Annotated in this window: 14 protein-coding genes; all 14 read right to left on the reverse strand. The window is 68.6% G+C overall.

Features of this window, described 5'->3' with window-relative positions; genetic code table 11:
• Positions 1 to 546 precede the first annotated feature (546 nt).
• Positions 547 to 741, reverse strand: a complete 195-nt coding sequence (locus tag NDR87_RS31390; RefSeq protein WP_251917409.1) for a hypothetical protein — start codon at positions 739 to 741, stop codon at positions 547 to 549.
• Between the two features lie 86 nt (positions 742 to 827).
• On the reverse strand, positions 828 to 1,496 hold the full coding sequence (locus tag NDR87_RS31395) for a hypothetical protein (protein WP_251917408.1): 669 nt from the start codon (positions 1,494 to 1,496) through the stop codon (positions 828 to 830).
• 81 nt (positions 1,497 to 1,577) lie between these two features.
• Complete coding sequence (locus NDR87_RS31400) at positions 1,578 to 2,195, reverse strand: hypothetical protein (protein WP_251917407.1); 618 nt, start codon at positions 2,193 to 2,195, stop codon at positions 1,578 to 1,580.
• Positions 2,192 to 2,779, reverse strand: a complete 588-nt coding sequence (locus NDR87_RS31405; protein WP_251917406.1) for a hypothetical protein — start codon at positions 2,777 to 2,779, stop codon at positions 2,192 to 2,194. Before NDR87_RS31405 ends, NDR87_RS31400 begins: the two co-directional genes overlap by 4 nt.
• Positions 2,776 to 3,393, reverse strand: a complete 618-nt coding sequence (locus NDR87_RS31410; protein ID WP_251917405.1) for a hypothetical protein — start codon at positions 3,391 to 3,393, stop codon at positions 2,776 to 2,778. Before NDR87_RS31410 ends, NDR87_RS31405 begins: the two co-directional genes overlap by 4 nt.
• On the reverse strand, positions 3,393 to 3,944 hold the full coding sequence (locus NDR87_RS31415) for a hypothetical protein (RefSeq protein ID WP_251917404.1): 552 nt from the start codon (positions 3,942 to 3,944) through the stop codon (positions 3,393 to 3,395). The genes NDR87_RS31410 and NDR87_RS31415 overlap by 1 nt, the downstream gene beginning before the upstream one ends.
• Before the next feature lie 119 nt (positions 3,945 to 4,063).
• Positions 4,064 to 5,071: a hypothetical protein gene (locus NDR87_RS31420; protein ID WP_251917403.1), complete on the reverse strand. Its 1,008-nt coding sequence runs from the start codon at positions 5,069 to 5,071 to the stop codon at positions 4,064 to 4,066.
• Positions 5,068 to 6,324 carry a sugar transferase gene (locus tag NDR87_RS31425; RefSeq protein WP_251917402.1) on the reverse strand — a complete coding sequence of 419 codons (1,257 nt, stop codon included), beginning with the start codon at positions 6,322 to 6,324 and terminating at the stop codon, positions 5,068 to 5,070. Before NDR87_RS31425 ends, NDR87_RS31420 begins: the two co-directional genes overlap by 4 nt.
• Before the next feature lie 3 nt (positions 6,325 to 6,327).
• Positions 6,328 to 6,483: a hypothetical protein gene (locus NDR87_RS31430; RefSeq protein ID WP_251917401.1), complete on the reverse strand. Its 156-nt coding sequence runs from the start codon at positions 6,481 to 6,483 to the stop codon at positions 6,328 to 6,330.
• A 10-nt stretch (positions 6,484 to 6,493) separates the two neighbouring features.
• Positions 6,494 to 12,433, reverse strand: a complete 5,940-nt coding sequence (locus NDR87_RS31435; protein ID WP_251917400.1) for a hypothetical protein — start codon at positions 12,431 to 12,433, stop codon at positions 6,494 to 6,496.
• 41 nt (positions 12,434 to 12,474) lie between these two features.
• Positions 12,475 to 12,885 carry a hypothetical protein gene (locus tag NDR87_RS31440; protein WP_251917399.1) on the reverse strand — a complete coding sequence of 137 codons (411 nt, stop codon included), beginning with the start codon at positions 12,883 to 12,885 and terminating at the stop codon, positions 12,475 to 12,477.
• Positions 12,882 to 13,112 (reverse strand): hypothetical protein, encoded by a 231-nt coding sequence (locus NDR87_RS31445; RefSeq protein WP_251917398.1) that lies wholly within the window; start codon positions 13,110 to 13,112, stop codon positions 12,882 to 12,884. The genes NDR87_RS31440 and NDR87_RS31445 overlap by 4 nt, the downstream gene beginning before the upstream one ends.
• Before the next feature lie 13 nt (positions 13,113 to 13,125).
• Positions 13,126 to 13,647 (reverse strand): hypothetical protein, encoded by a 522-nt coding sequence (locus NDR87_RS31450; protein WP_251917397.1) that lies wholly within the window; start codon positions 13,645 to 13,647, stop codon positions 13,126 to 13,128.
• A complete protein-coding gene (locus tag NDR87_RS31455) occupies positions 13,647 to 14,399 on the reverse strand; it encodes a hypothetical protein (protein WP_251917396.1) in 753 nt (250 codons plus the stop codon). Before NDR87_RS31455 ends, NDR87_RS31450 begins: the two co-directional genes overlap by 1 nt.
• Positions 14,400 to 14,410: the final 11 nt, after the last annotated feature.

The following is a 14,410-nucleotide window of genomic DNA, read 5'->3' on the forward strand; positions in this document are numbered from 1 at the left end:
CACCCGGACCCCGGTCACCGCAACTGGACAGACGATCACCTACATGCTGTACGGCACACACTCACATATGTACATTGATCATCGGAAAGGAGGTCACCGTGACGCTGGAATGCCTTGGGAAAGCTGAGGTAGCGGCCATGCTGGGGGTCAAGCCCGCCACCCTGAACCGGTACAAGCTGCCTCACCCGACCGTACGTATCGGCAAGATCCGCGGCTGGCTGCCGCAGACCATCGAGGAACACCAGCAGCGGCGGCCCGGGAAACGCACCACGGACCCGAACTGGCATCTAGCCGAAACGCGTAGCGAAACGATCGAGATGTGGGGCAAATCCGAGGTGGCTGCCGCATTGGGCGTCAAGCCAGACACCCTGAACCGGTACAAGCTGCCCAACCCCGATGCTCGAATCGGCAAGATCCGGGGCTGGCTGCCCCAGACCATCGCGAAGCACCAGGCGCGGCGGCCCGGGAAGCGTACCGCGGACCCGAACTGGCATCTGCCTCCCGGCGACAGCGCCCGGCCCGCCGCCAACCGGGCAGCTGGCCGCGCTACCCGTCCCCGGCCATCTGCGCGAACGCGTCGAATGCCGCCAGTTCGGAGTCCGCGTCGAACCCCGCCGGTGCCGTAGTCGGCGCGCCATCCACTGTCTCCGGCCCGTATACCTGCCGATGGAACGCGACCAGCTGTTCTTCGGTCATGCTGTCGGTCAGCAGGCATTCGGCGACATCCAGAATTGCTGTCATGTCGGGTAGCTGCCGCAGCGGGTCCGGGATGCCCGACAGGATCAGGCGGCCCCGGATCGTGCGCCAGTTCCGCGCCGCGAACCCCGCTAGGGACGCGACGGCCCGGTAGGGCGCGCCGTCCCCAGGGTCGCAATCTTGGTCATGAGCTCCCCGAAGTGGTCGATGGTGAACGGGTCGTCCGGGTCCATCATCGCCGCCAGCAGCTCGTTGTAGGACCGGTCGGAGATGTGGTTGCGGACGAACATGGCGACCATTTCGTTCTGCAACCGCGGCGGGGTGCCCTTGGAGGTGGCCATCGAGAACGCCTGCAACGCGACCGGTTTCGGGGTCCGCGCCTGGATCACGCGGCCCTGCAACTCGACAGTGTCATACGGCCACGGGCGCAGCGGATTGCCATCGTGGTCGAGAACCACCACACCGTGCTCGTCGCGGTCGTAGTCGCCGACCGGAATCGGCTCCCCCCGGCCGTCGAGCAGCGGCGTGCCCTGCGCGTCCAGCTCGTATTCGCGGCCCTGAGGGTCGATCACCGGCCCCACCGCAGGCGGCGGCATCATCAGGCCGTGCTCGTCCACGGTCAGGGTGCGCGCGGCCACGTCTTCGCGGGCGCGTTGGGCGTCCGCGTCGGCCCGCCGCGTCCGCATCAACACCACATCGCGTTCGTAGTGAGCGCGGTCCCGTGCCAAGTTCTCGCGTTCGACATCGGCGGTCTGGCTGGCCAGATCTTCCCCGCCGTGCGGTGGCTCGAATGTGGTCATGCTGTCCTCCATCCCTCGTGGGCTGCCCTGGATCGGACGCGCACGGTAGAACGCAGGGGCGCACACACGGTGTTAACGCTGTTACGGGATCATCGGAACACTGAACAAGTCCACGCGTACCGGCCCGACTTTGCCGACCCGGTTCGGCACCGGGTCACCCCAGGCAGGGGTGTACCAGTCGATACCCCATGCCGACGTGGCCCAGGACACCTGAACCCGGGCCTTCATGGTCTGGCCGGTGGGCAGGGTGATCAGGTCACCGATCGGCACGCTGGCAGTCGGCTGCCGATCCTCCAGCAGCACGAAAATGGCTGCTACAGGCCCGCTGGGGGTCGCGTTCGCGCTGCCGAAATCCGGGTAGCCGCGTACCCGGGACTCCTCGGTCAGGGTCGGATCAGCCGGGGCCACACCGCTACTGGTGCCCCACTGGTAACGGATGAACATGTGTTTCAGCCCGTCCAGCACGTACCGGACCGGACCCTGTGTCATCACCGCGTATACCCGCTGGGAGACACCGGTGGTGTTCGTCCATGCGGCCTGCACCGTGAACAAGGTGGTACCGGCAGCGTTGTTAGCGGGTGTGAACGTCGCGCCGCCGCCGGTCGCGCTGGCGCGGTGCTGCCACTGCCACTGCCGTTTAGGTGATAACACCCCGCCGGGTACATCGAAGAAGGTGGTATCGACACACGGAAAGGTCATGGGGTGTCCTTCGGGGCAGCGAACAACCGCAACCGCGCCCAGTAGGCGCGGACCACCTGCAACCCCTGATTCGGGGCGCGCCACGATCCGGGGGTGGTGTAGAGCGCGGCGTATCGAACATGAACGGTGTGTCCAGCAGGCACATCCCCGATCTGATCGACACGTACCGAGTCGTCCCACCCTCGGAACAGCCGGGTGTAGCCCACCTGGTTGGCCGCGAACGGGGTGGTTTGGCAGCGCGCGCCGACCCCGTCCTCCGCCGCGAACGGGGCGGGCGCGTCCGGGGACAACGCGACATCCCAGCTGATCGCGTCGTCCAACACGTACGTGTTGGGGTTGGCCGCGACGATGACCCGCGGCGCACGGTGCGTTCCGATCCAGCATTGCTGTACCGCGCCGGTGGTGTTGGTCCAGGTCACCTCGCCCTGAATGAACGGCACGGGGTCGGGGGCGCGGGCAACGTCGCCGTCACGGGTGGAGGTCAGGAACCGTTCGGCCACGATGCGCGGGTACCAGCCGTCCGCCAGCGCGGTGCCGCGCGGCCCGGAGATCATCCACTCACTGGAACAAATCGTCACGCTCATCGGACCGCCTCATCCATGGTCGGAAACGCCCACAGCCGCAGCTTCACCCCGCGGCTGTGGGCCTCATGCAGCGGGTTGTTCGCGCTGGCGTTGTTCGACCATGGCGGCGGTGTCCACACATAACACCGGTAGTGCACGTTCAGCGTCGACCCGGCCGGGAGCTCGTACCATTCTTCCGACGCGGTGACCGGGTAGTCCTGATGCACGCGCCCGTACACCGGCTGCGCGACATTGTCGGTGCCGATGTCGATCCCGAGCGTGCACAGGCTGTTGACCAGGTTGTAGGCGTCCGGGACGCGCGCGGCCCGGTCGATCCCGTAATTCCAGCTGTCCCAGATCTGGACGGCGTTCGGGTTGCTGCAAACGATCGTCCGGTAGGAGCGGATCACCTGCAACCGCATCATCGACGGCAACGGGCTGTCGGATACCCAGCTGATCTGCGCGTTGATCATCAACCGGCCGGGCTGAGTGGTCAGCCCCGCCCCGGTGATTGCCCCGTCACCGGTCGAGGAGGCCGACACCTGCGACACCATCCGCGGCGCTGACCACGGTTCGAGTCCCAGCTGTCCCGCATCGGTCGACAGGTCCCGCGCTACGCATACTTGCGGCGGCATCAGCCGCTCCTCTCCGACATCACCAGCGACATTTCCGTAGGCACGTTGGGCGTGAAGAATTGGCTGGACCCGATATTCATGTTCGCCCCGGCGTAGGCGAACATCTGCACCGACTGGCCCGCAGTCAGCGGCATTCGCGCCGCCACGGTGACGGTCGGCCACACGTTGCCGCCGCTGTCGGGGCAGCGGCCACCCTGGAGGAATCGGCCGTCCACGACGATGCCCGCCGCCAGCACGCCAGTACCGGAGGCGAAATGCACTGCGCCGGTGATGGTGTAGGTGCCCGACACCGGCACCGTGACCGCGTCGAACACGGTTTTCCCGGCGGTCCAGTCGCCGCCGTTTTCCGCCCGCACCCCGTCGAACACGACGTATGCGCCGTTCGTGCCGATCGCCTGAGAGGCTGACCGCACCACTGTCACCTCCGGGATCACGTCGTCGGTGATCTCGTCCGGGTCCACCTCCCCGCCTTCGGGTTTGCGGGCCAGGACGACGCTGCCGCCGTCGACATGGCTGGCGATCAGGTGGCCCTCGTTGGAGGTGGACAGCACCCACTGCCCGACCCGCTGGCTGGTCGGGTTCTCCAGCGAATCCAGGCGACGCGTGGTTTCTCGAGCCCATTCCGCGTCATCCTTGGCGGGTCGTACCGGTTCGTCTGTCCCGCTCATCCCTACTGTTCCCCCGCCTGCTCCAGCTCGGTACGGTTGTCCGGGGTGGACAGCGTCACTGCCACCTCCATGCCAGACGGTGATCCAGTCATCTGGACCTGGTCCAGGCGCAGGATGGTACGCAGCCCCAGCGCACTGACCGCCAGATTGATGCCCGGTACCAGCATGTCCAGCTCCACCGGAGCGTCCGGTGTCAGCGTCGCGGTCTGCGGTATCACCAGCTCGTCGCGGATCGTCGCCGACCGGGCCACATAATCCTGGGTCGCGCGCCGAATGTTGGACACCCCGAACAGGTCATCGAGGCTGACGATCGACTGGAGATGCAGGCCGCCCAGCGGCACACGTTCGGTGTGTGCCCCGTTCTTGCCCTGCACCCGCACATCGTTCGCGGTCTTCGCGCCGGAACGGCTGATGGTCGCGGCGGCGGTGAAATCGCAGTCTGCCAGCTCTGCGGCGAGATCGGTCGGCTGAGTGCCCAGGATCGGGCGGCCACGAACCACGGTCCACCGCAGTCCCAGCTTGGACAGCTGGGCCATGTCCTGCTGCACCAGCTTCATGTCCGCTTGTACCGCCACGTCGTAGCGGCCGTGGGACGCCAGCGCGGGCAACACCACCGGGTCCGCGTCGATCGCGTGGAAGGTCAGCATGTCCCGCCACATGTCGGCCGCGATCTCGGCAACGTTCAGCTGGCTCCACTGCCGCGTGATCTGGGTGCGGGTATGCCACATCAGCACCGACACGTCCCGGGCGTCTACCGTCATCGCGGCCCGGTCCCGGGTCACCGACACCACCGGGCCGATCCACTGGAGCGCCTGACCGTGCCAGCACGACACCCAATGCAGCCACGGCGTCACGATCTCCGACAGCTCTTGAATCGGGGCCTCCACCCGGCATCGGCTGACTTCGTTGAGCTCCCGCGACCAGGTCAGTTGCGTCGGGCATTCCAGGACACCGAGTGTGGACCCGTCCACGATCGAATGCACCGCCACCGCGGCGGCCTCCAGCTTCATGCCTGCCTCCCGCGCACGCTCACCTGCACGGTGAAATCGATCCCCGGTTCGTGCTGGGCCACCAGCTCCCAGCAGCCTCCCGCATCCAGCACGGTCGATGTCCATGGCGCACCGGAGGGGGTGTGCACGATGCCCACCTGACGCACCTGCTGCCCGGACACCAGCCCGTACGCCCGCCCCGACACGCTGTCCGCAACCACGGTCGCGCCTGCCGGGAGCCCGGCCAGCGACAGAAACCCTGTGCGGTCGCACAGCGCGGTGGACCCGCACGGCCTCACCCAGAAATTCACGCTCACCGGCTCAGCGCCTGCCGTCACCGTGTAGGAGACCACCTGGTCACGGCAGATCACCCCGGCCGCCGCGGGCAGCGCCGCCACCCGGGTCTGTACCTGACACAGCGGGACGCAGCCCGCGCACACCGGCGGCTGCACCGGGGTGATATCGACGGTGGCGGGAATGCAGGTAGCCGATGCCAGCAGCGGGATTTCCGAGCACGACTCAGGGGCTTCACAGTTCGGTGGGTGCGCCCATTCGATCTGCTCGACGACGCTGCTGGCCCAGGTGATCGTCTGGTTGGTGGCAGGCCCATACGTATACGGGTCCAGCGCCCCCATCTCCCAATCCACCGCCGCCACCGCGCCCTGCCGATGTTCGCTGCGCCGGGTCCCGAACATCTGGGTGATCCGGATCTCCCGGGTGAGTACGACCCGGGACAGGGTGCGCCGCAGCGACGCCGGGTCCGCGGCCGAATCCTCCGGGTGGGCGGCCAGATACTCCAGGGTGGTGCCGGACAGCCCGGCCGCGTCACGCAGTCGGCACGCCAGCCATTCCGCGCCGTAGGTGACACCAGCGTGGGTGCAGCCGACCAGCACCGCCTCGATGGTCAGCGCGCGGGCCTTGTCCCGGTGCGGGCCAGTGACCCCGCCCGCGCAGATCGCGTCGCTGACTGTCCGCTCCACCGGGGCTTGCCCGAACCCATCCACCTTGACCACCCAAATACCCAGGAACTCGCTCGATTGCGGGATATCGGGGTCGTACCAAGGCGCATTGTCCAGAACGTACGGGTCGTCACCGAGGAACGCGGCCAGCCCCGGCCAGGAATCGTCGTAGCGCACGTAGTCACGCACCCCGGCGCACCGGCATTGCGCCAGCGCCTCCTCCATCGACTGCGGCACCCCCGGCCGGGCGTGCGCGACCAGACGGGAGGTGTTGGTCAGCTCGGCACCGGCCAGCGCGAGATAGCCACGGAACACCCGTTACTCCTCTTCACCAGTCGGGGGAGTGACCGTGGGGGGCGGGGACAGCCCCAGCACCCCGTACCACACCATGGGCGGCTCGGTGTCCGGCTCGGACACGGCGTCCGGGTCGGAGAACGAGCGCGCCGCCAGGTCAGCGACTTGTCCTGCGTCCATCACGGTCTCCTCACAGCAGGCTCAGCAGATGGTTTTGCACGGCCTGCCCGGTATTAGGCCCGCCGCCCACGACGTGGATCGGCGCGTTCACATGGGTCGTGCGGTGGGTGGACCGGTCCCCGGACTCCAGCGCCGACACCATCCGATCGAACAGCTTCGTCTGAGCGGGGGACAGGACGCGTTCTGGCTCGACGACATCCTTGGCTAGCAGGCCCTTGCCCACCGCGACACCACCGGAGTCGAAGCTGTCGATTGCCGCGCCCGCCCCGATCGCCAGCGCCCCGGTGAACACGGCCGCGACCCCGGCGAGGGCGGCACCGATTATCGCGCCGATCGCCGCGCCGATGAACGTGCCGATGCCGGGGATGATCGACCCGATAGCGGCACCGATCGCGACGGCGGCCAGCTGGATCATCGCGCCCAGGATCGCGGTAATGATCGGCAGCAGCACGTTCAGCACCAGGTACCTGAGCACCGCCTTGATCAACTCGCGGTTCAATCGGTTCATCTCGTTCACGACCAGCTGCAACGATGATTCGTTGCGTTGGATCAACTCGGCGGTGTCGGAGATGATGCGGCCAGTGGAGTCGAACGCCTGGACCTGATCGCCCCGGAATTTGCGCACTTCCTCCAGGGTGTCGATCAGGGTGTCGAGGATTTCGATTTCCACGCCGGTCAGCCGGACGATCATGTCCACCAGCGGGCCACCGGAGATGTCGCGCCCGAGCACGCCCTTACTCTGGTCGACCCGCGACGGCTTCTGCGCCAGCGCCGCGTTGGCCACCTGCTGCGCCACCTGCTGGAAGACCTGCTGCGCGGTGTTCGCCACCGATACCACGGCGTCGCTGATCGCCTTCGCCGCGTCGAATGCCGACCCGGGCGCGCCGAACGGGGCGGGCGCACCTGTGCCCGGATCGGCGCGGATGTCGAGGTTCTGCACCGCGGCGGTGGTGCGGTCGGTGCCTTCGCGGATCACCGACGCCGCCGCCCGTAACCAGTCCTCCACCACGCCGATTGCGGCGTCCACCGCCGACTGGACGATCGGCCGCAACGCGGCGTCGGTGAGCTTGTCCGCGATCCCGTTGAGCAGCTGGCGCAGCTGCTCGGTTTGTTCCTTGATGACCAGCTCGTGATTGGATTCGGTGCGCTGCACCAGCTCACGGGTTTCGGCGGCCAACCGCCCGGTCTCGTCGATCGCGGCCTGAGTCTGTTCCCGCTGCGCCGCCTCCTCCGGAGTGGGCGTGGTCTTGCGCCGCTCCAGTTCGATCCCGAACGCTTGCGCCAGCGCGTCGATGCCCGCGCTGAACACCGTGTTGGTGAGCAGGTCGAAGTTCTCGCCCGACACCCGGCTACCGCCCGCGATCTGCTGCAAGCTGATCACCAGCGCCTCGAACAGCCGGGTCTGCTCCGGGGACAGTACCCGCTCCGGGTCGATGACATCCTTGGCCAATAAGCCGGTGCCGCGTGCGATACCGCCGGAGTCGAACGGGTTGACCGCGTCCAACGCGCGCCCGGCCAGCTCCCGCGCCGCCGTCCACGCCCTCGGCAGCCGGTCACCCAGTCCGCCGACCAGACCGGACAGGTAATGCACGGACCCGTCTTGAACGGTGGTCAGGAAATCGCCTGGGATCTTCCGGAATTCAGGCGGCGGCGGCCCGATCTCGGATTCGATCCGACGCCGCAACGGACCCACCACAGCGTCGAACACCTTCGCGATCTGACGTTCGACAAACCCGCGCTGATCGGCCGGGGCCGGACCCACCGACCCACCACCGCCGCCGCCCGCGCCGGGCTGGAAAAACCCGTTCGCACCGATGGGCAGCCCGTACATCGCCGCGAACGACCGCGGATCTGTGCCCGACCCGTAATGCACATCGCCCAGTGCGCCACCGGATTCCACGCGCATCGGGGATGGGATACCGAGCTCCGGCAGCGCACCGAGCACGCCCGCGGTGTGGCCGCCGCCGGGGCCGCCCGGGTCGTCGGTCACACCGATGACCATCCCGCCATCGAGCGCGCTCTTGACGAACCCCTGGGGGCCGACCGGCGGGTAGCCAGCGAAGCTCGCTGTGGCCCAATAACGTTGCCACGGATTCAGGCCCAAAATCACCGCCGCGATCGACCCCATGAACCCCGAGCAGTCGAACGAGTCACCGGCGAACCGTGGCCCCGCCCACTGATACGGTCGCCCGTGCTGCGCGCGCGCGAACTCGTGCCCGCGCAGCAGCTGATACATCCACGGCAGCACCGCGCCGCCTTCGGCGAACCGCGGCGACAGCGGGCCAAACAGTCCTTCCGGTGGCACGTTGCCGATGCCGCGGGTCTTCACCGCGGCCCCGTAGGCGTCGAGGTTGTCGCGGCCCAGCAGCGATACCACCCGGCCGCCGTCCCACTGGAACGGGATTCCGCGCGCGATCATGTCGCGGATCGCGTACAGCACGTTCTGGCCGCCCGCCTTGATCACTTCGGCGGCGGTGACGACGTGCTCTCCGTTGGACAGCCATGCCAGGATGTCGTCACTGGTGCCGCTGCCGGGTCCGGACACCGAACCACCGGTCGCGAATCCCAGCTGCACCGGCGCGAGCTCGCCGACGCCGGGCAGGAACTTCGCCACTGTGTTCCACGCCTTCAGCAGGCCCTGGTTCCACACCGTGTTCACCACGAACCGGACCGGTGCGGCGGCGGCCTCGCGCAGACGATCCCAAGTGCTCGTGATCGCGTCGACACCTGTGGTGAACCAGCCCTTGACCCGCTCGAGCGCCGATCCCAGCGCCGGGAACACGGTATCGGTGAACCAGTCCTTTACCGCGGTGACCGCGTCCGACAGCGACCCCCACGCCGATTTGACCGCGTTCAGTACTCGGTCGACTATCGCGTTCCAGGTCTCGAACACGTTCCCGACGAATTCGAGGTTGCTGGCGATCTGGTCGGCCATGGACTGGAAGTAGGGCAGGACCAGCGGAATTATCACCTCGCGGATCAGCCATGTCAGTACGTCGATGATGCGCAGGAAATGCGGCGTCATCTGAACCAGCACGTTGATCAGTGGGGGCAGGATCTCGGCCGCCAGGCGCGCGAATTCCGGCAGCAGCGGCAGCACGGCCAGCAGCAGCTGCGAGAACGACCCCACCAGCTCCGGCAACATTGGCGCTATCTGCCGCAGGGCGTCGGCCAGGGCCAAGCCGACCGTCCGCGCGACTTCGGCCAGGATGGGCGCGATCTGGGCGATGACCGGCCGCATCTGATCGGCAAAGGACCTGATCACGGGGGCCAGGGCGCGCGCGATTTCGGACAAAGCGGGCGCGAGTGCCTGAAGGGCGACGGACAGGTTTTCCGCGATCAGCGGGACCAGTGGTGCGGCGGCGGTGATCAGATCGGCGAACGCCTGTCCGATCGGCCCCATACTCGGTGCAAGGGCGCGCAGCGCATCGGCCAGGGCGGTGCCGACGACCTGCGCGACCTGCGATATCGGGCCGATCAGCGGCTCTACTGCGGTCAGCAGTGATCGAATCAGCTCGGCAATCACCGGCAGAACCGGCCGCAAACCCTCAGCAAGCGCACCGATGAATCGGGACAAATCCGGCATAATGGCGGACAGGGACTGCGCGAACACCGCCCCCAGATCGCCCAGTTCCGGCGCGATATCGACCAGCGCCGCACCCAGCGACTCGAACAGCGGGGAAAGCGACGGCAACACCCGATCGGCCATCGTCAGCAGGCTCGATATCAGGCCGCCCAGCAGCGGACCGGTCGACTCGAGCAGCTGGGTGAATCCCCCGAACACCGATTGCAGCTGACCGCTAGCGGCGGCTTCGGAGAACACGCGCCCGATCGCGCCGCCGATACCGGACAGCGCCGACCCCATCCCTTCCAGCGCGGGCTCGGACACTGCGACGAAATCCAGCAACCCCTGCGTGGCTTCGCCCGTGCCCGATCGCAGGCCAGCGAGGAAATTAGCCGATCCGGCGAAGGTGGACCGCAGTCCCTCCAGTCCGCGCGCCGTGCCGATGAAGTTCGTGAATTGTGTTGTTGCGCCGTTGATCTCGCGGGCTACCTCGATCATGCCGTCTCGCACGACCGGGATGGCGCGGCCAGACACATCGGCCAACGTCGCGCCCAGCCCCGCGAACCCGGTGTTTTGCACCGCACGCGCCGCGTCCTCGAACGCAGGCTTGATCCCCCGCACCGCGGTGACGAACTCCCGCGCGTTCGGTGCCAGCTTGGCCATGGCCGCCGCTGCCTTCTCCGACGCCGGAGCCGCCGCGTTCTGCGCCTCGGCTACCGCCGCCGCGGCCTTCGCGACCTGCTCACCCGCTTTCGCCGCAGCCTGCTGGGCCTGCGTGACGCGTTCCTCCGCGGCCTGCTGACGTTCCTTCGCCGCCACCACCGCGTCCGCGCCCTCGAGGCCCTTGGCCTGCGTCTCGGCATTGTCCTCGTTGGCGCGGGTGGACTCGCGTACCGCCCGGTCATACGACAGCTGCGCCCGCTCCAGCCGCAGCATTGCCTGCTCGTGCTCAGCCGGGTTGAGTCGAGATTCCCTCTCCTCTTTCTGCGCTTCCCGCAGATCGAGCGCCGCCTCTTTCTGGCTCAGCGTCGCGCCGCGCGCCCGTAGCGCCGCGTCCTCGATGTCCCGTCCGGCCTGCCGATAGGCTTCCCCCACATCCTTCGCCGCGCGGGTCGCGTCCTTCTGCGCCGCCGCCACCGCCCGCTGCGCCGATTCCGCTGATTCGGCCGCCGACGCGAGCTGTTCTTGCGCTGCCGCAACAGCTTTGGTCTTCGCGACCGCTTCGGCCGGGGCCGCTTCGGCTGCATCGGAGACGGCTTTGAACGCGTCTTTCAGCCCGGCCAAGCCAACCGCGGCAGTAGCGGCGATAGCCCCGGCCGCCGGACCGATCGCTGACAGCCCTACGACGAGGCCACCGACCGCACCGCCAGCCAGCCCGGCCGCACCGCCGATCGCCGCCACCGCGGCGGTCACCGCGGACAGCCCCGCCGCAGTCCTGGTCGCCGTGCCGATCGCCGACCCCAGTCGCGTGAAGGACGCGCTGGCGGCGTCGGCGCGGCCACGCAGCCGATCCACATCGGCACCCCCGCTCACCGTGGGGGCGACGATCCCGATACCCCTTGCCCGCTGCGCCAGCGTTTCGGCCTGCCGCGCCAGATCGATCCCACGTCTACGGGCCTCAGCGACACGGTTTTCCGCCTGCTCCACCCGCAGCGCCGCACGCTCGCGACGCAGCGCCGCCGCGTCCTCGTCCGGCGCTGCTGCCGCCGCGGCCCGCTTCGCTGCCGCAACCGACAGTTCCGCCGCGGCCACCCGCTGCGCCGCACGCTCGCGCGCCTCTGCCTTGGCGTCCGGGTCATCATCGACGGCCGCCGCCGCCTTCTTCGCCGCTGCGAGCGCCGATTCGGCGCGGGCCACGCGCAGCGCTGCCCGCTCCTGTTTGAGGGCCTGCGCCTCGGGGTCCGGCACAGCGGACGCCGCCGCCAACTTGGCTTGCGCCAACGCGAATTGAGCGTTCTTCTCGGCATCCGCCGACCGCCGCATCTGCTCGGACACCCGGTCCAGCTGAGCGGCGGCCCGCGCGCGTTCGGCCATCACCGCCCGCGCCGCGGCGGCCGTGTCGCGATGCGCACGCTGCATCGACTGCTCACCGGCCACCACCCGGGCCGTAGCCGATTGCGCCGCAGCGACCCCGGCGCGGTCCACGTCGACCACCACCCGCTGGGTGATCGGACGCGCTTCGGCCTGGAGCCGGTCCCGCAGCTGCCGAAGCTGCGCTTCGCTCCCGGCAGTATCGAGGTTGACCGACGCCGACACCTCGAGAGGGGACGCGTCCAGACGGACCTGCACGCGGCGCATCGCTTGGATGACGACCCGGGTCAGATCCTCCGGGAATCCGCGACCGTCAGCAGTGATCGGGATGCGGATACCACCGGGCGCAGTCACGCGCGCACGGTGGCAAAACGGGGTGCAAACCCCCGGTCAAATCAGGTCAATTTCGCGCGCGCCAGCTCGTCGCGGACCGCCGACGACAGAAACGGGTTGCCGCGATATCCGGGATGCTGGACGCGGCGCGCGAACACGGTCCGGCCGCCGACCTCGAACCGCAGTACGGCGGCGCGGCGCGGGGTGATCACATGCGGGCGAGTGCCGTCGTGCACATACCGGGCGTGTCGGGCGGTAGCGAACACGTCCAGCCGCACCACCGGTCCCGCTGGTGTCACCCGGTGGCCGATTGTGGACCGTAGCCGCCCCGACCGGACGTTGACCCGCCGCCGCGCGGTCGTCGTGATCGCGCGCCCGAGCCGCCGCATGATCGGTACCGCCTCAGCGGCGGCCCGCTGCCCGGTTCCGGCTGGCGCGGACCAGTCCTGGTGCACTCGGATTCTGATCGTCATTCGCTGGTCTGCCGTCGCCCGCGCCGTTTCCGCGACGCCGGGGCGGGCTCGGACTCGGACTCGGACTCGGGCTCGGGCTCGGGCTCGGTGGTGTCGTGGTGCCATTCGACGACCTTCACCACCCGCGACTGCACCAGCCCGGCCAGCCGCGGCGTCCACTCCACGGTGTGCCGCTCACCGCGCCCACACACATCCGACGCCACCACACCTTCGATCGTCACCTGCATCGGTCAATCCCTCCTAGAGTTGTGCGTGCGCTACTTGAGTCCAGGCCAGCACCAAACCCTCCGGCCCGTACGGCTCCCCGGGACCGAGTGCGGAATCAGTGGCCGCCCCGGCGTCTTCGGCGTCACGCAGCGCCGCGCACAGCGCCGCGTCGATCCGCCACGAGTCGTCCCACTGGACTGCCGCGGCCTGCTCCAATGCGGCCGGGGCCGCCTCGAACGGGTGACAGCGCGCTATTCCGGCCTCGATCGTGCAGGCCCGCCGATCCATGCAACTGCCGGTGGCGGCCTCAGCCGGGAAATCGCCTGTCCGCCACCGCCGCACCAGCCGCACCCACAGATACGGGCCGCAGCCTTCGCACGACGCTGAGGAGTCGTCACTGAAACCGACCCACGGGGGAGGCACCACCACCTCCCCGGCCAGGATGTGCACCCTGTCGGTTCCGCCGCCCAGCGGCGGCACGTCCTGGGTGGGGTCGAACTGTGCCCGCAATCGGGTCACAGTCAGACCGACGATGGTGGCCACCTGATCCGGCATTACACACCCGCCCGGTAGTCCGGAGACGACACCGCAGACGGCGCGGACAGGCGATGCGGATTCACCGAGGCGATCCACAGATCGACCTCGGGAATGCCGGTAAGCATGTCCTCGAACACCGCCGCCGGGTCTGCCATCTTCACTGAAACACCCTGCCGGACAACAGATTCCACGCGTCTCGGAAGTTGGCATTTCTGCTCGCCCGTGCAGGCGTTCCAGAACTCGCGGGCCAGCAGCGCCACCGACCGATCCGCCCCGGCAGGCGGGGGCGTCCCCCGAAGGTAATCAACTGTCCAGGTGCCGGGGGAGCCTGCCGCGACTGTGAGATCCTGTCGCGGCCACCGGCCACTGGCCGCGTACAACCGATCACCCTCGAGTGTGTAGGCACTCTCATCGACCACCGCGCCGTCGATGACGACCCCGGTCAGCTCACACACCGGTCCGGGCAGATGCACCACCCCCGGGCCGCTGGCCGTGCACCGCGGTCCACACCCGCACGGCCACTCCCGCCACACCGGATCGACCCACAGCGTGGACAACGCCAGACCGGGCAGCCACGACACCGGCCACCCCTGATCGTGCTCGCGCGGGCACGGCCGGAACGTGATCGGGCAACAACCGAACTGACGACCGGTGAAGCTCCACAGCACGGCTACCGCGGTGTCGACTGCCGATTGCAACCGCGCTTGGTCCTCCGGCGCGGTGACCGCGGGCAGGCAGGTGCGGTCGACAGGCCACGTGCAAGTGCTCACGGCCCGGAACC

The sequence above is a fragment of the Nocardia sp. CDC159 genome (genome assembly GCF_023740735.1).
GTDB lineage: Bacteria > Actinomycetota > Actinomycetes > Mycobacteriales > Mycobacteriaceae > Nocardia > Nocardia pulmonis.

What these genes read in the sequence shown, in the direction of transcription:
- NDR87_RS31420 (WP_251917403.1), bottom strand. Translation starts at nt 5,071, where the DNA reads ATGAAGCTGGAGGCCGCCGCGGTGGCGGTGCATTCGATCGTGGACGGG.
- NDR87_RS31410 (WP_251917405.1), bottom strand. Translation starts at nt 3,393, where the DNA reads ATGCCGCCGCAAGTATGCGTAGCGCGGGACCTGTCGACCGATGCGGGA.
- NDR87_RS31445 (WP_251917398.1), bottom strand. Translation starts at nt 13,112, where the DNA reads ATGCAGGTGACGATCGAAGGTGTGGTGGCGTCGGATGTGTGTGGGCGC.
- NDR87_RS31390 (WP_251917409.1), bottom strand. Translation starts at nt 741, where the DNA reads ATGACAGCAATTCTGGATGTCGCCGAATGCCTGCTGACCGACAGCATG.
- NDR87_RS31405 (WP_251917406.1), bottom strand. Translation starts at nt 2,779, where the DNA reads ATGAGCGTGACGATTTGTTCCAGTGAGTGGATGATCTCCGGGCCGCGC.
- NDR87_RS31430 (WP_251917401.1), bottom strand. Translation starts at nt 6,483, where the DNA reads ATGGACGCAGGACAAGTCGCTGACCTGGCGGCGCGCTCGTTCTCCGAC.
- NDR87_RS31400 (WP_251917407.1), bottom strand. Translation starts at nt 2,195, where the DNA reads ATGACCTTTCCGTGTGTCGATACCACCTTCTTCGATGTACCCGGCGGG.
- NDR87_RS31450 (WP_251917397.1), bottom strand. Translation starts at nt 13,647, where the DNA reads ATGCCGGATCAGGTGGCCACCATCGTCGGTCTGACTGTGACCCGATTG.
- NDR87_RS31395 (WP_251917408.1), bottom strand. Translation starts at nt 1,496, where the DNA reads ATGACCACATTCGAGCCACCGCACGGCGGGGAAGATCTGGCCAGCCAG.
- NDR87_RS31440 (WP_251917399.1), bottom strand. Translation starts at nt 12,885, where the DNA reads ATGACGATCAGAATCCGAGTGCACCAGGACTGGTCCGCGCCAGCCGGA.